The sequence below is a fragment of the Mycoplasma sp. 394 genome (assembly GCF_054353895.1).
Genome location: NZ_JBTHHL010000001.1, coordinates 129,245 through 154,050, shown reverse-complemented (window position 1 = coordinate 154,050; position 24,806 = coordinate 129,245). Strand labels below are relative to the sequence as shown.

Annotated in this window: 18 protein-coding genes; 7 read left to right on the top strand and 11 right to left on the bottom strand. The window is 26.4% G+C overall.

Features of this window, described 5'->3' with window-relative positions:
- Together ACXYRQ_RS00520 and ACXYRQ_RS00515 are read left to right on the top strand one after the other, a co-directional pair.
- A complete protein-coding gene (locus tag ACXYRQ_RS00520) occupies positions 1-276 on the top strand; it encodes a hypothetical protein (protein ID WP_458597372.1) in 276 nt (91 codons plus the stop codon).
- A 1-nt stretch (position 277) separates the two neighbouring features.
- Positions 278-2,203, top strand: a complete 1,926-nt coding sequence (locus ACXYRQ_RS00515) for a hypothetical protein (protein ID WP_458614462.1) — start codon at positions 278-280, stop codon at positions 2,201-2,203.
- 138 nt (positions 2,204-2,341) lie between these two features.
- Here ACXYRQ_RS00515 and ACXYRQ_RS00510 read toward each other — a convergent pair whose 3' ends face one another.
- From ACXYRQ_RS00510 to ACXYRQ_RS00480, 7 genes are all read right to left on the bottom strand, one after another.
- Positions 2,342-3,883, bottom strand: a complete 1,542-nt coding sequence (locus ACXYRQ_RS00510) for an Mbov_0400 family ICE element protein (RefSeq protein ID WP_458614461.1) — start codon at positions 3,881-3,883, stop codon at positions 2,342-2,344.
- Positions 3,884-3,895: 12 nt separating this feature from the next.
- On the bottom strand, positions 3,896-4,351 hold the full coding sequence (locus ACXYRQ_RS00505) for a hypothetical protein (RefSeq protein ID WP_458607477.1): 456 nt from the start codon (positions 4,349-4,351) through the stop codon (positions 3,896-3,898).
- A gap of 303 nt (positions 4,352-4,654) precedes the next feature.
- Positions 4,655-5,152, bottom strand: coding sequence for a hypothetical protein (locus ACXYRQ_RS00500; protein ID WP_458607476.1), 498 nt, complete (start codon positions 5,150-5,152; stop codon positions 4,655-4,657).
- Positions 5,153-5,611: a hypothetical protein gene (locus ACXYRQ_RS00495; protein WP_458614460.1), complete on the bottom strand. Its 459-nt coding sequence runs from the start codon at positions 5,609-5,611 to the stop codon at positions 5,153-5,155. It lies immediately after the preceding gene.
- Positions 5,612-5,635: 24 nt separating this feature from the next.
- Positions 5,636-6,184, bottom strand: a complete 549-nt coding sequence (locus ACXYRQ_RS00490; protein WP_458614459.1) for an Eco57I restriction-modification methylase domain-containing protein — start codon at positions 6,182-6,184, stop codon at positions 5,636-5,638.
- 19 nt (positions 6,185-6,203) lie between these two features.
- Positions 6,204-6,497: a hypothetical protein gene (locus ACXYRQ_RS00485; RefSeq protein ID WP_458614458.1), complete on the bottom strand. Its 294-nt coding sequence runs from the start codon at positions 6,495-6,497 to the stop codon at positions 6,204-6,206.
- On the bottom strand, positions 6,478-7,653 hold the full coding sequence (locus ACXYRQ_RS00480) for a DNA cytosine methyltransferase (RefSeq protein ID WP_458607473.1): 1,176 nt from the start codon (positions 7,651-7,653) through the stop codon (positions 6,478-6,480). The genes ACXYRQ_RS00485 and ACXYRQ_RS00480 overlap by 20 nt, the downstream gene beginning before the upstream one ends.
- An 86-nt stretch (positions 7,654-7,739) precedes the next feature.
- Here ACXYRQ_RS00480 and ACXYRQ_RS00475 point away from each other — a divergent pair, with 86 nt between their 5' ends.
- Positions 7,740-8,741, top strand: coding sequence for an Mbov_0400 family ICE element protein (locus ACXYRQ_RS00475; RefSeq protein ID WP_458614457.1), 1,002 nt, complete (start codon positions 7,740-7,742; stop codon positions 8,739-8,741).
- Between the two features lie 20 nt (positions 8,742-8,761).
- Here the strand turns inward: ACXYRQ_RS00475 and ACXYRQ_RS00470 are convergent, their stop codons facing one another.
- The gene (locus tag ACXYRQ_RS00470) at positions 8,762-11,260 is read right to left on the bottom strand and encodes a putative immunoglobulin-blocking virulence protein (RefSeq protein ID WP_458614456.1); all 2,499 of its coding nucleotides are present in this window, start codon (positions 11,258-11,260) and stop codon (positions 8,762-8,764) included.
- A 176-nt stretch (positions 11,261-11,436) separates the two neighbouring features.
- On the opposite strand from ACXYRQ_RS00470, the gene mip reads away from it, so the two are divergent.
- From mip to ACXYRQ_RS00455, 3 genes are read left to right on the top strand one after another with little or no spacing between them, the layout of a single operon-like run.
- Positions 11,437-14,040 carry an Ig-specific serine endopeptidase MIP gene (mip, locus tag ACXYRQ_RS00465; protein WP_458614455.1) on the top strand — a complete coding sequence of 868 codons (2,604 nt, stop codon included), beginning with the start codon at positions 11,437-11,439 and terminating at the stop codon, positions 14,038-14,040.
- On the top strand, positions 14,027-15,433 hold the full coding sequence (gene gltX, locus ACXYRQ_RS00460; RefSeq protein WP_458614454.1) for a glutamate--tRNA ligase: 1,407 nt from the start codon (positions 14,027-14,029) through the stop codon (positions 15,431-15,433). The genes mip and gltX overlap by 14 nt, the downstream gene beginning before the upstream one ends.
- Positions 15,423-15,812: a hypothetical protein gene (locus ACXYRQ_RS00455; protein WP_458614453.1), complete on the top strand. Its 390-nt coding sequence runs from the start codon at positions 15,423-15,425 to the stop codon at positions 15,810-15,812. Before gltX ends, ACXYRQ_RS00455 begins: the two co-directional genes overlap by 11 nt.
- A gap of 37 nt (positions 15,813-15,849) precedes the next feature.
- Here ACXYRQ_RS00455 and ACXYRQ_RS00450 read toward each other — a convergent pair whose 3' ends face one another.
- From ACXYRQ_RS00450 to ACXYRQ_RS00440, 3 genes are all read right to left on the bottom strand, one after another.
- A complete protein-coding gene (locus ACXYRQ_RS00450; RefSeq protein ID WP_458614452.1) occupies positions 15,850-19,686 on the bottom strand; it encodes a hypothetical protein in 3,837 nt (1,278 codons plus the stop codon).
- Between the two features lie 619 nt (positions 19,687-20,305).
- Positions 20,306-21,760, bottom strand: a complete 1,455-nt coding sequence (locus ACXYRQ_RS00445) for a hypothetical protein (RefSeq protein WP_458597360.1) — start codon at positions 21,758-21,760, stop codon at positions 20,306-20,308.
- A 144-nt stretch (positions 21,761-21,904) separates the two neighbouring features.
- Entirely contained in the window at positions 21,905-23,158 is a 1,254-nt protein-coding gene (locus tag ACXYRQ_RS00440; RefSeq protein ID WP_458614451.1) for an Mbov_0400 family ICE element protein, read from the bottom strand.
- Between the two features lie 161 nt (positions 23,159-23,319).
- Here ACXYRQ_RS00440 and ACXYRQ_RS00435 point away from each other — a divergent pair, with 161 nt between their 5' ends.
- Positions 23,320-24,711, top strand: a complete 1,392-nt coding sequence (locus ACXYRQ_RS00435; RefSeq protein ID WP_458614450.1) for a DUF2179 domain-containing protein — start codon at positions 23,320-23,322, stop codon at positions 24,709-24,711.
- The last annotated feature ends 95 nt before the right edge of the window (positions 24,712-24,806 follow it).

Sequence of the window (24,806 nt, the reverse complement as noted above, 5' to 3'; positions counted from 1 at the left end):
ATGAGAACATATAAACGCAGAATTATTATTTGAACAATTATTGCTGCATTGGCCTTGATAGCAATCATCGGATTATCAATTTTTATCCACCAATTAGGTTATACCATTGAATTAAACAAAAAAGTCGAACTAGATCGGAGCATCATAGATGCATTTCAGTTTTCTAAAGCATATTCTATAGGAGGTTTAGCATTTTCTTGTGTAGTATTTATCATCGGTGTAATTATTTCATATGCTGGTTTTAAATCTTGAAAATACTCAGAAATGTTTAGTTAATATGAACAAAAAAATTAAATATCTCCTTTTTACAACCTTATCTTCATGTGTCGTTCCTTTAACAGCCGTGTCATGTTTATACCAAGGTGATAAAACAATTCAGTATGCTAAGGATTGAGTGCAACAAAACGGATTTAATATCAAACAAAGAGTTGCTGATAAAAATATTCCTGCATTAGTAAAATTTGAAAATAATTTATATACTGCAAACTGACTAGCATATACATATTCAGATGTAGACATCAGATATCAAAATTTAAATGTCTCTATTAATAACTCGTTTTTAAAAACAAGCCTACCAACAATTATTACAACAGCAGGTAAAGGTGTTGCATTTAACCAAGATAATATCAACTTTTTAGCAAATAGTATCCTTTTGATGCAATACAACTTTGATCAATATAATAAAAAACATAAATACCAACGACAAGGACAAGACTTAATTAATTCAAATATCATTTTGTTAAATGATATTCACACAAAACAAAAACAAATCTTAGAGAAACTAGATGCATATCATAAAATCAACGGAAAACGTTCTGTTGCACAAATATTAGTCCACAAATATGGAACAAATGAAGCAGGGGATGATATCGATTTAGAAAAACAAATTTTAACTTTATATCAAGCATTAAGCAAAATTGAATATTATCAAATTGATGATTTTAATAAAGTTATTACCGAAGATAAAGTTAAAAGCATTGTATATAACTTCATCAAAGATACTCCATTAGCAGTTGGGATAAATTATGTCGATTATGCTAACAAGAAACAAATAGAAGCATTTAAACCTGTGAATAAACTTTTAACTTATAATAATGCTGACATTTCATTTAAAATTGATTTTGCAAATAACATCCGTGGAAACACCATTGATACTAATTTAGTTAATTTAACTCTACAAAAAAATAAGATTCTTGATTCAAAAATTGATTATACTAAAATAGATGCTAAAAATACTTTAAAAAACATTTGAAATGTGTTTTATAAATTATATCCTAATTATCGCATTGAAACTGATGAATCACTTCCTGCAAACTTGGAAGATGAAATTCACGGAATTACTCGTGGATTTGGTCCTACTTACTTAATTTTTGGAATTTCACCATCTGCAACATCTGATACAAAAGAAAATAAAAACGATGAATATAAAGTCTTTACTGAAAAACTCAGTGAATCAGAACAAAGTGAATTTTTATCAAAACCAAAAGAATTTATCCAAAATCACATTGATATGCTTTATTATAAAACTTATCATTCATACATTAATACCTTACCCGAAACTCTTGAAACAATTAAAAAAACGCAAGAGAATATTGAAAAACTACAACAAGAAATCAAACAACTTCAAAATGATAATGACACAAAGAAGTTGGATGAAAAAATTTCTGCTTTAAAAGCTGCAGAATTGTTTGTAAAAAATACCAATAAAAAAGTTGATGTTTATAAAATTGTTATAGATTATTTTGAAAAAACTCTGCCGGCTGTTAAAAAAGCATCTGAAGCATTGCGAAATCCTAATCTTAATGCTACTACAAAGGCACAAGCGACAAAAACTATTAATGACTTTTTAAACTTTGAAGTTGTTAAATTTGATTTGGATAATATTTACAAACTAATCGATAAAAGTTTTGCAGAATCTAAAACATCACAATATTCATTAGCTGATTTATTCGCTAAACTCTTATTTTTAAATAAAATATATAAAACTCAATCTGTTTTAGGATATAAAATAAATACAGATTCTAAGAAACTTACATACTGAGTAGAATTTTATAATCAAGAAGATAAAAAATGATATTTATTCGATGTATATGGATACTATAAATCCATCAAAAAAGATAAAAACTCAAATATTGATACATTTATCTTTGATAAATTAGATAATCATTTTGAAAAACTACCAAATTCTAATTCAGAGTTATAAAAGTTGTCTATACACTTTGTGTAGACAACTTTTTATACCCACAAAATAGTGCCTATAAAGCCATATTATGTTCTTTATGGTTAGTGACTTTATTATTTTGTTAAACAGTATACATTTATCTGCTAAAACATATCACACTTACATCACATTCTCTTTTACATCTGATTTTTCATCACTATATAACTCTTTTAATTCATTAAATTGATTGAAAACATTTTTATATGTATAATCAAAGTATTGGCTATATATACCATTTTCTTTTAAATCTAAATTCATTTGATATACTTTTTTTTCTAGTAAATGATATCTTATCTCTTGCATCTGATTGGCTGATAATTTTGGGTCCAAATATGAATATACATTTATATCTACATGTATTCCTAGTTTGATTTGTTCTTGTTGCTGCTCATTAAATAAATGTAACTGTGAATTTATTTCATCTACTTTAGCGACCTTATGTTTGATGTTTACAATTTCTCTGTGACTACTGCTCTCAGATGTAATGTGTTTTCGTTTGTGAACTTCATCCAAAATTGCATCAAAATATGGCATATTCAACTTGTTCATATATTCACTATTTACTCCTTTTTCTTTTACATCATCGCTAATAACCTTCTTTTTATCTTCGAGTAATGTATTTCTAATTTGTTGCATTTGATAATATGATAATTTTGAATCTAGGTATAATTTCACATCCAACGATAACTCTAGTCCTTTTCTTATCTCTTGCATTTGTTTTCAATCGTATTTTGGATCTATATATAAATATACCTTATCTAATATATAATCTTTTTGTAAACCAAGTCTTATCTGTTGCATTTGAAAACCATTAAAAATATTTTTTGTATATTTTTTAACATCTAAATTTGCTTTTAAACCTAAATATATTTGTTCAAGTTGGCTTGAATAATATTTATTAAAATCAAATTTATTATCTGTAATAAAACTTGAAAATTCACTTGAAATCTTATTTTTATATTCATTAAAAAAATTAATTTCATTATGAATATCAGTTAATTCTAAATCACAACCTTTTGATAGTTCCTTAAGTTCAAACAGAATATCATAATTGTTGTTACGATAATTTATAATTTCATTATATAACTCTTGTTTTTGTATAATTTGTTCAACTGAAATATTACTTTTTGATTTATATGTATTTAATTCCATATCAAGAAAATTTTGATGGCTATAAAGTGTTCTTGATTTAACTTCTTCATCATAAAAATATATCTGACTTATCGAAACAAACGGAGGATTATTTTTTAAATTACGATATAACTGTGAATAAATTTCATCAATATCATCTATATTAAAATATTCAGTATCTAAAAATAAGACAGAATCCTTTTCAAAAACCTTGTATAAATCTTCCTTTGCAATATTTAATTTATAAATTTGTGTTGTATCTATATAACTGTCATTATATAGCAATCCATTGCCTGACTTTTTAATTAAAACTTCATATTCATACGGTTTTCTTTGGATTTGTTTTTTATTATATGCACTTCTAGATTTAAGATAGTAAAATGAACCTGTTAGATCGCTGTAAAAGAAAATAACAGGATGTATTCCATAATCTTCGTCAAACCTATCAAATGTAATAGGTTTTTTCGGTAGTATTGGTTTCATATTATATCCGTTTGTTAATTTGTATTCAAAATTTTGTTTTTGTGTCATATTTTCCTTAATTTAATTAAATATCCTTTGTTTATTTATCCTAATTTCTTCCTTATATTGATTATCATTTCCAAATTGTGAATATATTAAATCAATTTTTTCTATAATTATGAAAAAATCTTTGTTTTCTATATTATCGAACTTCTCTGTATTTAACCCGCATCTCAATACATTAATAAATTTACTAAATGAATAGTTTTCATTTCCAGATTCGATATCACTTTTAATTGTAAATGTCTTAGCGACTAATGCTAAATATTGAAAATTTACATCAATATAATGTGTGCTATTATTCGGATGTGCCATTAAGAAATGTTGATTTGGTGTTAGTGCAATTAAATTTTCTAAATAATCTGCTATTTGTGGAAATTTAGACTGTGGAAAGATATGAAGCACTTGTGTTGCATCGTTATTATCCGTTAATCCTATAATTTCACTTTTATTGTTATTATATTTTTGATTCAACATTTTTATTGCTTTTTTTGCTTTATCGATTAAGTATTTTCGATATGTTGTCTCATTAATTTTTCTTATTTATAACTTGTGCATAGTCATTTCTAGACATATTTTTAGGTTTTAGATCTCTAAAATTTGTTTTATTGTATGTTAAATCATCTAATGTAATAATATTTTTAGACAAATAACCTTTTTTAGTTCCTAAGGATTTATTTACAAATGAAAGTGGATTTATAATTTTAGTAAAAATTCTATAAATTTCTAATGTCCCCTTAATTTTTGTATTTTGTTTATAAAAATTTGTTAAATGTTCATTTAATATTTAAAGGTATAAGCATTGGTGTTGTTTAAAAAATTCACAAAATAATGATATATATCAGTATCTTTTAAAACCTTTTTGATATACTCGTATAAGAAGTTTAGAGCATTCATTGGTCTTAATGCAATATATTCTAAAATTTTTTTATTAATTACTTCAAAGTGCCTTACATTATTTACTTTGTTTTGTTTTAAAACTCCTGCATATACAAGTAAATTGATAGGTTGTCCAAAATATTTATCGTATTCTCTTGATGATTTATTAGTTGGATTTGGTTTGGTAAATAGATTTGAAACATTTATAACTGTATATTCATTAAATCAAATGTCTTTTACTTTAAATGTATCCTTTTTATTATTGATATATTCTAAAATACAATCAGAAACTATTGACAAAACATCATATGTACACTTTTGATCAATTCATCTAGAATTTTTTGAAATTCTTAAATCATAATTCTTATCATCGAAGAAATCGCTTAATAATTTATACATCTAATTTAGCTCCTTGTTTTTCCCGAATCAAAAAACACTTGAAGAATCAATGTTTATTGAACGAGTTTGATAATTTCGTGCAATATGATAGAACTTTCTAAACTCATCGGTTGAAATATATTCTTTTTGTTTGTCATTTAACTTTAAATTATTCTTAGGTATTAATATCGCTACTGATCCGTTTGTTAGATAACCCTTTGGTTTTGATATTAGCCTAGGTTTATAAGTCATATTAGGTGTTAAATAAGCATTTTCATAATCAAGATATTTATAGACATCTAATTTTTTTGCAACAACATCCAGGATGTAAGAATCATAATTTTCTATTTCGCTGATACTTTTTCCACTATCATCAATGTTTTTAGACTTCAAGACTCTTATTGTATTTTGTTTGTTATTAATGAGTATTGAATTAGTAATTTGACGGTCTCTAAATACCTTAAAAATATCAAATTCCATTTTTTTATATACAAAATCAAAAAATTAATCACGATAAATAACTCAGTATGGCAATTCCTTAGAGAAAATATAGTCCCTGAATTGATAATTTTCTTGTTTTTTGGGTAATGATTTAATATAAATTCTATCTATAATACATTTTGAAATTGTTATATTAATAGTTTCGATTAAAATATCATTAAATCCTTTTTCGCCAAAATCTATAATTGATGAAATATTAAAATTAACTAATAAGTTACGTGTTTCTTGATATTCTGGTGTATTTAATAAATTTTTTGGCATTATCAGTGAAATGTTCTCGGCTTCTAATAAAGATTTTTCTAAAAATAATCCCGCTAAATTTTTTAAATTCACTGAATATTGATGTAAATTTTGATATTTCACTTTTTTAATTTTATTTATTTTGGTAAAGGGCGGATTTCCAATAATTAAATCAAGTTTTTTATTGAATTTTAACATTAAATAATCATCATTTACATATTTAATCTTAAAGTTTTCAGGTATATTGTTTTTATAAAGAATTTTTAAAAGTTCTAACGATTCGTTATTTATATCAATAATTGTTAAGTTCACGATATTTTTTTGATATTTTCTAAATAAAATAGGTAAAAAAATTACCTGAACCAACTGCAGGTTCTAAAATATTAATTTCTTTCTTTGTAAATTCTGGTAATTGTAAATATATTTGCTCTAAAATAATTTGTGGTGTATAAAATGCTGCATAATGATTACGCTTACTATTAGATAATTCAATTATTCTAGATAAACTATTGAAATCATATTTTTGTTTGTTATCTTTAATAAATTTAATTAAATTCTGATGGTTTATTAATTCGTTTTCTTCTATAATTTGTTTTATTTGTTGTTTATTTAAACTTTTCTTCATCAAAAAACTCTTTCTTAATATTCTTAGCAATTTGTTCAAAGATTACGGTAGGTACTGATTCACCGATACAATGTCTTATATTCATTTCATTCTTTTTTGAAAAAGCAACTTTTTCATCATAAGATAACTTATTCAACTGTGACAGAGGGATATTAGTTCATTTAAAATCATTTGGTATTGTCATCATTTTCATTAACTCTCGAATAGAAAATACTCTATTTTGATTCGGATGAATTGTATTTTGACTTGCTAGTTGATCGTTTCTAGTATGAATACATGGAGCAACCTTATCAAAACTTTGTCTTTTATACTTATCACCATTTTTATTTTTATTTATTATTATTTTACCATTAATAATTTTATGTGGCTTATTTATATCTTCTAAATTATCAAATGCTGATTGTCCTGGTTTGATATTTTGTATTCATGATTGCATATGGTGTTTATAAGTTCGGAAGCTATGAAAAAAATCTTCGTTATCATATTCACCTCATTTTAATGATTTCATATCACCAATCACATGATAGAGCGTTTTTTCACCCTGATATTTAGGAAAGATTTTCTCAACATCAATTTTATCAGTTAATTTCTTATGAACACCAATGACTAAGGTTCGTGTTCTTGATGAGTTGCTCCCATAATTTTTGAAATTTATAATTTTATGTTGATATTCATAATCTTTACCTAAACTTTCTTTAATAGCTTCTGATATTGTAACGATTTTTTTGTTATATAAACACCCCGTCTTTCAAAAGGAAGCAACGTTTTCAAAAATAAAAAAATTTGGTTGAATATTGTTTATTAATTTTATACTTTCTACAATTAAACTATTTCGGTTTATATCATTGTTATTCTTTTTATGATTTGCAACACTCATCCCTTGACACGGCGGAGTAGCAATAATTACATCAACAACATTATTACCAAGCAAATGTCATCTTTGTATCTCATTATATAAATTATCATAATTTTCTTTGATATCACCTAATAAGTAACCACTTTGATATTTACATTTATTATTTATTCGTTGTATATTTAAACGTTTATCAAGTAATTCACTTGTAGCGATGCATTCATATCCTTGCTTTTTAAACCCGAAACAACCAACTCCTGCTGATGAAAACAGTGTAATATAAGTTAATTTATTATCAATCATTTTACCCCTTTATTTTATTATATATAAATTTAAAAATTTGTTTTTGCTTTATTTTAATGTTTTATAATTTTATTAAAGGAGTTAATATGTCAGAACAAAAAGATAAAATACAAAAACATTTTGAACCATTAAAACCTTTCAAACCATATGAATCAGTTACCTTTGATCGACTTGAAAATAATTTTGGTGTACATCCAATTGTAGTTTTTTTAGATATTTATAAAGATGTTTATTACTACGTTAAAGCGCGAAGTGCCAAAAACAAATTTCATCATAAGCGAGCTAAATTGGAATATGAAATCAAGGTTCCTAAAGCAAAAACTGGTTTATTTATCCATGATAGCTTTATAGATACATCTGAAATTTATAAAATAAGTGACCATGATCTGCATGAAGTTTTTGATGAAGAATCAATTTATTATTTAGAAACAGATTTTTTTAACATCGAACAAATTCATGAGTTATATAAAGGGATAATTGATAATTTAAGTAAAAATCGACCACTTGTATCGCTTTCGCATGTATATATTGATAAAAAAAATCAAGTGCGTGCTAAGACATTATATGCTTGTGATAACTTTTTAAAGCGTGATTATGATTGAGTTCGTGATGATGCGACTTTAACATCAAAACAACGCGAAGCTAAGAAAACTTTATTGCTTGAAATCGAAAAAAAACGTAACAAGGACCCACAAACACTTAAAGAACTACAAAACTTATTAATTTGAATTAAAAGGGAATACCAAGAAGCATTATTTGAATATCAAGGTCGTAGTCGCGAACAAGAGTTGTTAGTTAATCAATTTCCAGATTATGTCGAATTACGAAATAATGATTTAGATTCATATTGTCATGGCCAATTGCAGGAAATACGTCTTGGTTTAGAAAGTGGAGTTGATACCAGTTTATATTCTAGTGGTCTTTTTGATGCTTGACAGATGGAAGAAATACGACTTGCCTTAGAATCAGGATTAGATTTTAAAGAATTTGCAAATCCAAGTTTATCATGAGAGCAGATGCGAGAAAAACGTAAAGAATTATCGGGTGATAAATTCATTGACGAATCAAATTATAAAGAAATAAAATAATACCTTTTTAGGTATTATTTTTATATTTCTTGTATATCATTTAATTGATAATCAACATTATATCCATTTGCCTTTAATTGATTATATAAATTGGTTGCATCATTTGGAACAAAGATTTTAGTTGTTTCTTTAAAGAAAGTTCCGTCGCTATAAGCAATCAATGTTGATAAGTTAGCCAAACCAGTTCCATCTAAAGTCGCACCTGGTATTTTTGGTTTAATTAAAATATTCTTGGTTCCTTTGCCATTTGAAAAAATAATTTTAGAGCGAGGCATCGGGATATCTTTTGCTAAAACCATAGCGAATTGTGCTTTATTCATATTATCAGTATCAGTTTCTCATGTATCGGAATTATTATATAAGACAATTCTGGTTAATTTACGTAAGGTTGAATAACCGTGATCTTCATCATAGAAAATCATATTTTTAAGTCCTTTTGCTTCTTTAATTCGAGATAAATCTAAACCAGTCGGATATGAATTTCCAGAAGCATTACGATCGGGTTTCAACCCTGGACCAAATGCACCCTGGAAAATACGTTCATTATTTCTGGTTACATAGGCCATACGTAATCCGTTATTAATTGTTGTCATATCATTTTCACCGTGTCAGTCATCTTCATCAAAAGCAAGTGAATTAAAGGTAATTCTAGTAGTAATTTTTTCATATCGATTATAATCGGAACTTACATTATAATCTAAGGTATTTACTCAGGCTACATTTCTTAGTGCTCATGGATTAATTGATCATCTTTCATCAAGAGAATTTAAACTGGTATATAACCCAAGTTCATCAATATCTTTATCAGAAATAGCTTCAAGAGCAGATGTGTTAAAGCTATCAAAATATAATTCTAATAAAGGTAAATGTTTAGGCAACACTGATAATAAACTTCTAATATTTTGAGCATCATCATATTTACCGATGTTTAATATTCTAATTCCCAGCGGAATATCATTTGCAGCTACCATATTTTTAATAACATTGGTTATTTTAGCAAATGCTTTTTCATTAGCTAAATCAGCAGTCATTATAAATGCTTTTTTAGGCCCATTAGGATTTGCAGTATTCGATGATTCTTTGTTATATTCAGTTACTGAAATTCCATCATCACTTTCAAAACCATATTTATGGTATTTATATGACATATCACCATCATATTTTCTTCACCCAGGATAATTACCACGGGCAATGTCATCAGGACTACGAGTTCATTGTGTATCATATCCTAAAGCTCGCTTTTCAGCATTATTTCGTTTCATTTCAGCAACAACTGAATTGAAAATTGGACTTACTGCATATGAATCTAGTTCACCTTTATCATTTACATAAACATTTCTTTCATCTTTACTGATATAAAATCCTTTTGCAAGTTCATTTTTAAGGTTTTGTGATAATTCTTTAAACTTACTTGGGTCCATATTCATTGCTATTCATAATCACCCTACTTTTAAATACTCTTTTCCATAACCACGAACTGGTGGGATATATTCTAAAGTATCGGTACGGCTAAATCATTCATCATATTTATTTTGAACTGAATCATACATAAATTTCTTAGCATTACCAGCCTCAATTACATTACGATATTTATCATATAATTGTAAAATTAAATTTAAATCATTAGGACTATTATTTAAATAATTTTGCAATTCATCATGACCTCTAGAAATATATAAGTCTTTATAGTATTCTTGAAGTGGACCAGGTTTTCCTGGAACACCTGCTCAAAGATTACTAAAGGCTTTCAATGATGCTTCTCCATTTGAAACTGTTTGCGCATAGTTTTCAGCATTAAGTTTAACATCTTTTAAATCAGGAACTAATTCAGCACGATATGGTATACGATTTGTGATTCCTTTTACTTGATCGCTACGTTTATCTACACGTGGAGGAACATCTTCAACAGTAACTTGAATATTACCTACATCTGTTTGCACAGTTTTAGTAACTGTTTTTGGTTGTTGTGGTTTTTCAACAGGTTGTACAGGTTGTATAACTTGTTGTGGTGGGATAATTTCCGGTTTCTTTTCTATAGGTTTAGGAGTTTCAATAACCTTAGGTGGTTCAACTACTTTTGGCTGTTCGATAGTAGGTGGTGGAGTTTCTGTAACTTTTTCTGATGTACCAGGTTTACTAATCGGTTCATTAGTAAGTTGTGGTGGGTTAGGTTCCTCAGGTTTTTTGATTTCTTCTTTTTTTGGAGGCTCTTGTGGTTTTGGTTGTACTTTAATAATATCTTCTTGATGTACATCCGAAGGAATAGTTTTGATTTCTTCTTTTTCAGGAGTTTTGACTGTTTCTGGATCTTTTTGTTTTAGGTTATAATCCTTTGAAGTCTTACTTCCTTCTAAAATAAGGTTACTGCGAGTATCAAAGGTTTGTTGATCACTAACAGTAAATGAGTGATAACTGTTATCAGCAGCAGTTGCAACAATATTAGCAAACACCCCAGATGCAGCCGAGGTTATCACAATAGAAGAAAGAGCAATTAAACTAATTTTTCAGGTCCGTTTCATAATATATCTCCTTGTATTGATATTATAACACTTTAAAAAATTTTTTATATTTAGTATAATATCAATGATTTATTTGAAAATATTTTATTACTTTTGGAAAATTAAAAATATTTTTTTTAAAATTAAAGTAGTAAAATTTATTCAAATTATCTTATATTAAATAATAAGGAGAAATTATGCCATTAAAAATAAAAAAATCCAAGTTTTTATCTAAATTCTTGCTTTTTAATGCTACTGCTGCTTTTATAGCTATTTCTGCTGTTGCATGTGGAACAAAAACCAATTCAAATGCAAATGAAGGTGAAAACAAAAAAGAAAACCCTGATAATCCTGGTTCTGGAAATCAAGGGACTAATCCTGGAACAAATCCACAAAATCCTGGTAATACACTTACAAAAAATGAATTACAGCAAAAAGTTGAAAAATCTTCTTTAAATGATTTATTTAATATTGATTTTTCAGGAAATAAGTCAGATGTATATGCTTCAAATGTTGATGTAACAAAGGATGCAATTGCTATTAGGGAACCAGGAAAACTTATTTTAAAATTATCAGCAAAAGAAAATGAAATTCCTCAATTTACCATAACAAATACCAAAGTAGATGATGCTAATGGTAAAATAACTATATTTATGGCTTTTGGTAAAGATGCTGATGTTTATAAAAGTTTTACAATCGATGGATTTAAGAAAAAAGAAGAATTTAACTTTGGTCAAACCAAAAATGTTAGTGAAAATGACCAAGTAAACTACTTTATTAATATGAATCAAGATCAACAATTTGATTATGATTGAAATTTAATTAAAAACAGATACCTTAGCGCAGATTCGACTCTTACAAGTAATTTAACTTCGCAACAAAAACAAGAAATTGATGCAAAATTAAAAAAACTGGATATGCCAAATTATGATGAATTAAGAATCAAGGGGTATTCAATTGCAGTTAATGATAAAGATAAATTGAAATTACAACTTCCTTATATCAGTCCTCGTGTGGCTGCTAACTGAACTGATGCTATTAATAATCCAGAAAATAATACAGGAGTCGCACGAACTATCACTAACCAACAATATTCAGATTTTGCCAAACAATCTTATCATGTAAGTATTAATCATTTTTTATTTACTAAAGATGAAAATCAACAAAACCTTTTAACCACTGCATTAACAAATAATATAGATTTGGGAAACTTGATAAATCAACTTAAAGATTCAGATACTAAAACAAAATTATTAGACAGATGAAACAAATCGAATGGTAACCGTGGTGTTTGAAAACTTATCCAAGATGATACCGAAAAGCAACTTGTGGCTGACTATGGAAACGAAAAGGAAGGTGGTAATGAAAAAGATGCAGTCATATATACTAATTGATTAAAATCTGAATATGATAAAATTTACAAAAAATTAGATGAAACAGCCGGTTTAGATCCAACCGTAAAACAAAAAGTTAAAGATTATATTAGCAAAAATAAACCAACTGATTTCAACCAATTAGTTGGATATCCAAAAAAACAAGAAACTGAAGCGGGAACTGCATCAATAATTGATTATGAAATCAAAGAAGGCCAAAGTTATCCAACCAAATTCTACTTTATCACTAACTACCACGTGGTAAATGGTATAAGTTCTTTACCTGATTTTACCTTAGGATTAACTCGTTTAAATAATAATGGTAGTTATATTGGTAATCAATTAAAAACTATTCCTTTTGATCAGCATTTTTCAAGTTTTAGCTTTGATAAAAATTCTGTTAAGGTTATTTTAGATGGTCGTAACTTCTTTAAATTTGACCCTACATCAGTTGCAACTAATGCTCAAAATGCAAAAGAATTTTTAGATTTTGCTATCTTTGAAGTAGATGTTGATAAATTACCTGAAAACTTGCTAAATGGAAAAACCAAAGAACAATTTGCTAAAGATATGTCAAATGATTATGTAAACAATACAAATAAAGTATCATTTCCTACTTTTGATTACTTATCACAAAGTGGTTATGATAGTGTAGATGGGCCAATTATTAAACGTCAAATTGATGATCACAAGAAAAAACCTGTTTCTGATTACAACTTACTTTACCTTGTTGGTTTTCCAGCAACACAAACTAAATCACAAGGGTTTGTCGACTTCTTTTTACAAGAAGGTGATTGACAATATACAAATAAAGATTTAATAACTAGCGCACCTTATTCATATTCATTATGAACTAATGCCAACCGTTCTTTATACGGAAAAAGTTCAACAGATTTAGCAAATAATCCAAGAGCACAACGTGGTGGATTTTTATCACATTCAAATGTACTTTCTGAATTTAAGAACCGCAAAGGTGTCTTTGATCGCTTTTTAGCACTTCCGTTTTTATCTTATGGTGATAATAAACCAAATCTATTTACATCCAAAGATGATGGAAAAGAATACTACCATTCAGGACTGTCATATGCGATAAGAGACTTTAATGTTGGTGGTGGTGCATCTGGAACAGGTGTTAGAACCAAGAAAAATGAATTAGTTGCTTTAGTTGATTCAGTATTCTTTATCTCATGGGTTACTATTGCTACAGCATTGCGTTCATCGGGTGTTAACTACGATGGAGCATTTGGTGATTACAACACCCCTCAATATGATGTTATTTATGGTGGAGGTAAAGATCAAAATAATTCCTTTAAGCAAGCTCTTGAAAAACTTTATGGAGCAAATTACAAAACACACCTTTTTGATAAAGGAGTAAATTCTGCATACTCAGATCATGCATTCAAGGATAATGTAAATGCAAAAAGTTAGAACACGTTATGCACCAAGTCCTACCGGTTATTTACATATCGGAGGAACTCGAACAGCTTTATTTAACTATTTATTTGCAAAACATTATAATGGAACATTTATCTTCCGTCTTGAAGATACAGATGTCAAACGCAATGTTATCGGTGGTGAAGCATCACAGATAGATAATTTGGCTTGATTAGGTATCATACCTGACGAATCACCTTTAAAACCAAACCCAAAATATGGCCAATATCGACAAAGCGAAAAACTAGGTCGCTACCAACAAGTTGCAAATATGTTGTTAGAACTAGGATTTGCTTATAAAGCATATGATACAACCGAAGAATTAGAAGCACAAAAGCAAGAAAGCGATGCAAAAGGTATTCCTAGTTTTCGTTATAATCGCAATTGATTAAAAATCTCCGATGCAGAAAAACAAATTCGTGATCAAAATGGTGCTTATTCGATTCGGTTAGCGATGCCAAAAAATCAAGTTTATCAATGAAATGATATAGTACGTGGACAAATAAGTTTTAACTCAGATGAAATTGGTGATTGAGTAATTATTAAATCTGATGGATATCCTACTTATAACTTTGCAGTAGTAATCGATGATTATGATATGCAGATTACACATATTTTAAGAGGTGAAGAACATATCGGAAACACACCAAAACAAATTGCTTTATATCAAATGCTTAACTGAAATATGCCTGAATTTGGACATCTTACCATTATTACTAATATGGATGGTAAAAAACTCTCTAAGCGTGATACATCATTAAAACAATTTATAGAAGATTATAAAAATGAAGGATATTTACCTCAAGCAATATTTAACTTTTTATCATTATTAGGTTGAACTGCAGCAGATGCTAATGAAATGATGTCGCATTCCGAAAATATTTTAAAATTCGATCCAAATAGATTAAGTAAAAGTCCATCAAAATTCGATATTTTGAAAATGAATTGATTTTCAAAACAATATATGAAAACTCAAGATAACAATGAAATTTTAAAACATTTATCACTTGATAATAGTAATAAAAGTTTACAATGAATTAATTTATTTATCGATACATTTAAACAAAGTGTTATCACATATTCTGAAATGAATCAAAATTTAATGCTTTATCTTAATCCTATTGATAAGCACTTTGAATTTAATGATAATGAAATTCAAGTTATCAATGAATTTAAAAATCATATAGACTTTAATAACTTTAGTATCGATAATATTCAAGATGCAATCAATACCACTTCAAAGAACTTAAACATTAAAGGTAAAAATCTTTTTATGCCCATACGTCTTGCAACTACATCGCAACAACATGGTCCTGAACTAGCAAAAGCAATATATTTATATGGACCAGAATTTATCAAGGATGCATTAAAAAAATATGAAAATTAATTTTAAATCAACAACAAAACAAAATGGTGAATCAAAAGATATTGATTTTATTTCTGTGTTAGATTATGAATTTGATGATGGTTATCACATTTTAACTTTTAGCGAACCTTCACAAGGAATTCGAAATCGAATCGAAATATCAGAAACCAATATCAATATTTATGCAGGTGCTACAACCGTATATTTAAAATACCAAAAAGAATTTAAGTTTTTATTAGATCTTGAAGGTTATAATTGACGCAACCAAGCAATCGAACTAGTATCAAATTGGTTTTATAAAAACTTTGCTGATGATTTATTTGAATTCACTTATACACTAGCTAAAGATGGACAACTTTTAGGTGAATATGCCATTAATTTAACCTTAATTAAGAATTAAAAATATCCCGAAAAACTTGTTTTTTTTGGGATATTTTTTAATTATTGTTAAGTAATTGGATATGGATAACATTTTTTGCTATAACATCTGTTTTTGCTTTATATGCATCACTTGCACCCAAATATATTGGTTTTAATGCAAAAGCAATATCTACAAACTTGTTTTTACCATATTCAATTTTTGATGCATTTATAATTTCAATTTGATAATAACTGCGTGCTACAGCTGGATTATAGGCATCTTTTATAACATTATAATTATCATTAATAAACTTGATTAAATTAGTATATTTATCAAGATAATCTACTTTTTCTTGAGAATTTGCTTTATTATTTATTGATGCAACCATTTGCTCAGCACTCTCGGTTGCAGTTGATTTAAGACCATATGAAGAATTAACAGTTAAATAATCTGCTGATGCATATAATTTTGCTTGCCTTGATAAATATGTATATCAATCTTTTGCATCTTTGTTAGTATAATTATTAAATCCGACTAATCACAAAGGTGTAATTTGGTTAGTATATTTATCTTCAGCATTAGTTGGATTGAATCAAAACATTATTTTATATTGAATCATACCTAATGGAGCATATGCAGTGGTTTTATATGGTTTATAGACATTTTCATCATCCTTATATTTAACAAAATATGCTTTAAAAACACTTGGATCATAACTTTTTAGTCCATCATCGATATCAATAAAGTTTTGTAGCGATGCATCGTTTAGATCAACGATAATAGCAGGTTTTCCAAAAGATGAATCTAAATCATCAATGTTACTATATTTAGCATCTTTATATGCATCATCAAAGTCCTTGGTGGATTTTTTAATACCTGTTTTTGAGATATGTACTAATGGATCGAATAATAATGTGTTAGTTTTATTAGCAATAATTCAAGCTTTTGAGTATAGATTTTCAATTTTAAAAGTTTTTTCAATTGAATGATTATTTCCACTACTTAATTTCAAAGTCAGCGATAATGTACCATTTAATTCATTTAGATTACTAAATTTACTTTCATCAAAATTAAATGTTATTTCATTATCGAATCCATTTTTATTTGAAAAATTAAAGTATTTAAATAAATCTTTATCTGCTAATAAAGCTTTTTTAATACCAGATGCTCATCAACGTTTTTTTAATGTTAAGTGATTGATTGAATTAATTAGATTATTTAACTCATCAACACTAAGCTGTGCTTTTGTAGTAGGTTTAGCTATAGTTGTAAATGACTTATTTTCGTTAATATGTACACTACCAATTCCGATAACTTTATAAGTTGTTGCAAAATCTAAATTTAAAGTTTTTATTTCTAATTTATTAGTATTCGGATTTCATATACTATTTAAATTAATAAAATCTTCCGAGTCATTTTTTTGTATAACAATATTTGGAGACTGTTTATAGACAAATGTATTAACAGTGTTATTACTTTGTAAATCTAAAATAATATTATGTTGATAATTAAATTTATCATATGAATAGTTTATTGTATTTATATTATTTGTTGTTGGTTTACTTGCATCAATTCTTAATGTATCGTTACCTTTATTATTTTTATTTACAAAAATAGGTTTTGAATTTAAATATACTCTTGCGATGCTGTATGTTCCAGACGGAAAATTATTAATCTGTAAGCTTCCTGTATATTTATCATTTGTTTTAGTTAAATTTATATTTCATAAACCACCAAAATCACTTTTTATATCAACTGAAACAGGATCACTTGAATCGGCTGATAAACTAAGTGAAACATTTAAATTATTATTAGTATTAGTTATTTCAACATTTTGATATCTGGTGGTGTTAATATGTGTATCAATGATAAATGAAGCACCTTGTTTTAAAGTAAAAGTAAGTGTTCCGTGTTCACTTTGTCCATCACCATTAGTTAATTTTAATGCTTTGAGTTTATATGTTTTATTTGGTTCTAAATCATAATAATGTCCTTCATCAGCTTCTTCAGGATTATTTTTAACAAAGATGCGAATATTATCTAAACTTAATTGATTGTTATTATTTTCCTTAGGTGTAGCAAAAAAATCTAAATTGTAGTCTTTATTTGCACTTTCATCAGTAAATTCTGCTGTAAAGAAATACTGAGATCGATGAAGTGGAAATAAATCAATAACACCAAAATCTAATGACATCACATCAGATGAATCAGCTGAAACTTTATCTTCAAAAGTATATCCTAAACTATTTAATATTACCGGACGATTTCAGTCCAAGGTGGTAAATGATTTTTGTGATTCATCAGTTGGTAATGTTAAAGTTTTATCATTTAGTGTAACTGAATTTACAAAATACTTAGTATGAAAATCAAGATTATCAAGCACAATTTCAACATATGATTCAGATGGATTATAATCACTAAATTTATAAACTTTATTATCTAAATTTACTTCAAATTCATGATGGTTTTCATTTAAAAGATCGTTTGAACTAAAGTCAATATGCACTGTAGCAGAAGTAGCAGTGATATCTTTATAAGTTATTTTGCTAATTACAAATGAATCAGCAGCAACTTCTTTTGATGTTGTAAAAGAAAGTTGATTTTCTCGGTTTAATGCTATATCATTGTTATTTAAAGTTAATTTAGTTAGTTTGTAGGTTGTCTGTGGTTTTAGTGAATCTATTTGAAGCAATATCTTATGGTTTGATAAATATTTAAATTTATTATGTTTGGTTGTTGCTTCGTTGTTTGTTAAATCTACCGATAATGATGCTAATTCATTGTCTGTTATATCGCGGTTTAAATTAAACTCGATTGCAGCAGTATTTTTGCTTTTTGATACCAAATGTGCTTGATTAACTTGCAATGCATTAGAAGTGGTTGTAAAGGTGTGATTCAAGGATTTTATTGATAATGTCTTACCTTGATAACTTATAGAATTGATAGTATATGATTTTTGTGGGGTTAAATTAGTTAAAGTAAAATTGTAACTTTGAGTTTCTTGATTAAATGAAACTAAAATAGGTTGACTGTAATCGCTTACTTCTACATTTAATTGTGTGACATCTAAATTATTATCTGTCAAAGAGAATGTGATTGATAAACTGTTGTGACTAATCGAACTTGCTTGTAATGATTCAACTACATTTTCTGCTTTTGTCTTAAAACTAAAATTAAATGATGGAAATTCTTTATCATTTACTATCAATTTATTTAACTTATATGTTGTATTTATGTTTAGGTTTTCTAATTCAAAAGTTACTTCTTTTGTTTGTTTGTTAAATGACAAAGAAGTGTAGTTTTGATTATTTAATGTTAATATAAAATTACTTGCATCTAAAATATCAGATGATGTGTGAATCTTAATTTTTAATATAGCAGATGTTGTATGAACATTAGATGTTTGAACAGATTCGATTTTATATGATTCTTGTTTGTCAATAGGTTGAGATTTTTCACTTTCAGGATCAGGTTCATTTTTTTTTGGTGGTGTCAAATCACTTTGTTGTGTAGTTGTAAAAGAAAAATTATTGACATCTGAATTTAAAACACTATTTTTAAATTCTAATTTTATAAATGTATAGATAGTAGCAGGATTTAAATCATTTAAGTTAAATGTAATTTCTTTTTGGTTATTAGATGTTTTTATCTCAAAAGCTATATAAGAAGTGTTATTAAATGTTATTTTAAAATCCGTTGCATTATTATATTCAGGTTTGCTTGAATCAATTATGGCTTTTATTTTTGCTGATTTTGATGTTGTTTGTAATGTTGATAAATTAATTAATTTTGGATTTATAATTACTTGCTTTGGTTTATTATCAGTTTGATTAGAACATGCAGTAACTAATATTACCGTTGATGAAGTAATCCCTGATAATAAAAGAAAAATTTTCTGGTGTATTTTTTTCATTTAAACCTTTCTTAAAATTAAGATATAAGAATAAAGATATAAATTTCACTTTATATCTTTATTTGCATAATAAATTTAGTGTTATAAATATAAAAATTAAAAATGAAAAATTACTTTGATTAAATTACTTATTAATGAAAAGTATAAACAAGATAAACACTAAATAAATTCTTTGCTCTATAATTATATATTTTTATTTGTAATTTACGATAAATAAATGAAAATTTTTCCATTATTTAACCATAAATATATTATAACTATCTTATTTAAATATATAAAAACAGATAAGAAAATCTTGTGCAACTTATATCAACATTATTGATTCAGTGTTTTATTTAATTGTGTTTATAGAATCCCCCCCTCCAGAGAAATTTGAACAATATTTCATTATACACGGAAATTTTTCAACAATTAATAAAGAAATATAATTTTATAATTATCTAAGTATATTTATAAAATATTGATTTATCATATTAATTAAGTTTTTGATTAATCAATACGATCTTGGAATCATTCGCTAATCTTTGTTAATATTTGTTTCTACGGATATAGTTTTAGAAACAATATATTCTTATAATTTATAAAATCAGTTAACTAATTAAATATCAAAAAACAGAAATTAATTTTCTGCTTTTTGTTCTTGCTCTTGTGCTTTTGAATCTTTATTCTTTTCTTTGCGAGGAGCAGCAATTCATGAAATAACAACTCCAACAACTGCTAGAATACCAATTACAATCGATGTAATAATTATAGCTGCTGTAGTAGATTTAGATTCTGGTTCTTCAATCACTTCTTTTTGAGTTGCTATTTTTTCGGTTATCTTTAGTTGTACCTTTTTAAGATCTTCTATTGTTGCTGCTTTTTGCACTTCATTTGAAAGAACTTGGACTTCATCGTTGTCGCTTATTTTTTTAATTTCACGATTTAATTTCTCTTTAAAGTTTTGTATCAGTTCTTGGTTATTTATTTGACTTCAGACATTTATAAACAATGTAGATAAATCTTGTAATTTATCAGATGGTAATGTTTCACCTGTTTTAGCATTATTGATTTCTGCTAATTTTTCATTTGCAACATCTTGAACTGATTTTTTGGTATTTTTATCTTTTTCATTAGGTAACTTGCTTATAAGTTCTTTTAATTTATTCTCTGCATCTGATAATTTAGATGATTCTATAACTAACTTATTAATTGAATTTTTTAAATCTGAATTAACTTGATCTTCTTGCGCTTGTGTAATTGATGTACCATTAGTTAATAAATCTTGCAGTTGATTTATAAGTTTTGTTTTTTCATCTGAAAACTGTTTAAATGAATCCACAGTGAAAAATGCATTTTCTTTTCAGGTGTTTTCAATTTCTAATTTAAGTGAATTAATATTAGTGGTGTTAAGATCTTTAATAGCAGGTTGAATCAATGTTGCATCAAGGAAAATTTCAGTTAATTTAGTTAATTGTTCTGTTTTTTGATTATTATCTTTTGCATCTGCATAAGATTTTTTAAAGTCTGCTACTTTTTTATCAATTTCTGCTTGAACTTCTGCGGCACCATCATTTTTTATTTTTGTTGTTAAATCTGTTATGATTTTATAAACATCATCTAATTTTGCATCATTTATCACTAATTGATACTTATAATGAATAATTTTTGAATTTGCTAGTCTTACATCAAAAACAGTAATTTCTTTTTTGTCAAGTTTTTCATCAAGAATTTTCTTCTCATCATCTACTATTTTTTTATATTGACTAAAAGATTTATCAGTGAAAATGCTATTTTCGTTAGTTAAAATTGACGCTATAAGTTGTTTGTATCCATCTTTTGCTTCTTGTAACTCTTTTGTTTCCTGTTTTGATGAATTTTTATTATCTGAATCGGTTTTCTTATCTGATTCATTTGTTTTAACTTCATTATCACCATCAAAATATTTTAATGGTGCTAATGACATATGCATTGATTGAGTTTTAGTTGGAACATTCTTTACCGAAATATAAGAAGCAACAACTGCAGTTGTCGCTACTGCTGTGACACTAGATGAAATTAGTAAAAGCGATATTAATTTCTTTTTGATTTTCATTTTACTCCATTTATTTATATAAATATATCGAATTATTTTATATACACGATATTATTATTATATCAAAATTTTATATATAAGATTTAGTGAATTTATTATTTTTTTATCTATTTTAAGGAAATATTTTCAATTGAAATTTAAAACTTACATAACTATACCGCTATCTTCTTCAATAACTAAGTCATTCTCTTGTTTATTATCAACATCTGAATTTTCATCATTATCTGATTTACTTTCTTTATCTATATTTTTAACAATTTTAACATTTATTTCATTCTTAGTCTCTTTCGCATCTTCATTTAATGAAGATATATTAGAATTGAGAATATCATTAAAAACGATATTTATTTTGTCATCAAAATTTTCATTAAATATGTCCTTTACATTGATATCTGCTTTATTAATATCATAATTACTATCATTTTCAGAATCTGCTCAATAATTTTTATATTTATTCTTTATATCTAGTTCATTAAAAATACATTCTCTTATTTGCTGCATCTTTAATCCATCTAAATTATTATCATAATAGTCTTTTATATCAATTTTTGCTTGTAAACCTATTCTAATTTGCTGCATTTGATCGTATTCTCATTTTGAATCCAAATATTTATCAACATCAACTGATGCTTGTAAACCTAAATAAATTTGTTCAAGTTGCCTTGGTGAATATTTGTTAAAATCAAGTTTTTTATCTTCAAGAAATTGTGGATAATCCTTTTTTAAAAAAGATTTAAACTTTTCAAATAAATGATGTTTTTGAATTATTTCAGTATATGTTGTGTATATTCCACCAGCTAAATCATCAAGTTCTAAAATAGTATCTGGATAATTGTTATTATTTAGAATTTTGTTTATTTGTCATTTAGCAGAATTAAGATATTTATATCCATCTGGTTTTATTTGTAATTCAGAATAATTTCTTCATAAAAACTCTTTATGTGAATATTTAGTTTGTGTATGAATTTTATTTTTGTTGATATTTATATAACTAAGTGAAACATAAGGTGGATTTTTAGTTAAGTTTTGATAAATTTTATTATAAATACTTTTGATATCATTAATATCAAAATAATTTGTATTTAAAAATATTACTGAATCTTTATCAAAAACTTTATATAGATCTTGTTTATTTATATGAAAAATTTGTGTTGTATCAATATAACTTACTTTATTATTTAACATCTTTGAATTAGTTATTTCAACTTCGTAATTATATTTAAATCTCTTTTTATTATCAAAATCAGATGCACTACGAGCAGAAACATAATAATATTCATTATCTTGATAATTTTTAAAAAATATTACAGGATGCTTACCAATATTAATTCCTAAGCGATTATATGTTATTGAATATTTTGGCATTACTAATTTCATTAAAATATCTTTTTCTCTCATCATATTCCTTTATCACTTAATATCTAAACTATATTTGATATAATTATAAAACTAAAATTGAGTTAGATAAATGTCTAATTTTTAGTTAAAAAGAATATAATTATTCTAATAAAAAACTTAACAAGAATTTGTTATTTTTTTACTATGTAAAAGGAGGTTTGATGCAAGAAAACAAAAATGATTCGTTAGAAACTCAAAAAGAAAATGTAACAAATGAAACCAACATTTGTGATCCAATTTTTGAAGAAACCAAAAAAGCCGAAAATGATAATAGTTTAATTTCAAAAATATCACGAAAAACACTTACATTAGAAATTGGAGAAATTCTAGCAGGAACCAGCGAAAGAAAAACTCGTTTAGTTAAAAAAAATACCATTTATAAAAGAACCAAAATGGCAAATTTCGGATTGAAACTAAGTTTGCTTTATTCACAAAAACCTTTTTGAAAACTTGTTTTAATTACAATTGCTGCTGCTGTCTTTTTTGGCGTTATTTCGGTTTTTTTAGTTAAAAATGTCGGAATTTATAACTTTGGATTAGCAACTTTTGGACAAGCTTTATCAAAACTTTTAATTGTTTTGCTTCCAAAAGGAAGTGTTACACTAGGAATTCGCAACTTTTTAGATCAATTTGTCTTTTGATTAGCTTATATTATCCTAAGCATACCGATATTTATTTTTGGTTATAAAAAAATAGGTAAATTATTTACGAATTTAACGGTAATTTTTTTAGTTGTTTCTTCATTAGTTTCCTTCGGATTAGGATTTATTCATAATATTGGTTCAATCTACTTAATTGGTGATTTTTCAAATGCTGAAATTAAAAAATCACTTTCTGAATGACAGCAACCATTAAGCGGGATAATCCCACTAACCTGAAAAGATGGTGGAAATATTATTGCATTATTTGTTTTTGCTATTATATACGGATTTTTACTTGCATGAATTTTTGCAATTATTCAGATAATCGGTGGAACTGCTGGAGTTACAGGGATTATTGGTGAATGATATGCAAATACTAAGCAAAAATCATTTGGTTCTATTTCAGGTAATATTAACATTATAATTGTTTTAATCGGTGTGTTAATTGGTTCATGATTGCCTGGTTCACTACTTTTGGAAGCAGCATCAAAATCAGGTAATATTTCTGGTCATGAACTTGCTCAAATAAACTCCTTAAAGTGATCATTTCAATTATATTTATCTCCGAATTTTGTTGCAACAATCTTAACAAATATTGTCTATATCATTGTTTTAAATAAGTTGTATCCAAAATTTAAGTTAGTCCGTGTTGAAATTTACTCACTCAAAAAAGCAGTAGAAATCGCTCAAATCATTAAAGTTGACCGTAAAATTGTTACAGGTGTAAGTTTGTTTAAAGCACAAGGTGGTTATTCAAATGAATTATTAGATGTTGTTACATCAATTACATTGTTTAGACAAGTAAATCGAATTATAAAAGATGTCCGAAAAATAGATAGCGATGCATTTATAGCAATATCCGATGTTACCAGCATTGATGGACACATTTTCTTACCACAAAACAAATTTTAAAAAACCAAGTTTCCTTGGTTTTTTTGTATCATCATATTATTTGCTACTAGCAAAAGGACATAAATGAATAACTTTACACAATTTGAGAATTATTT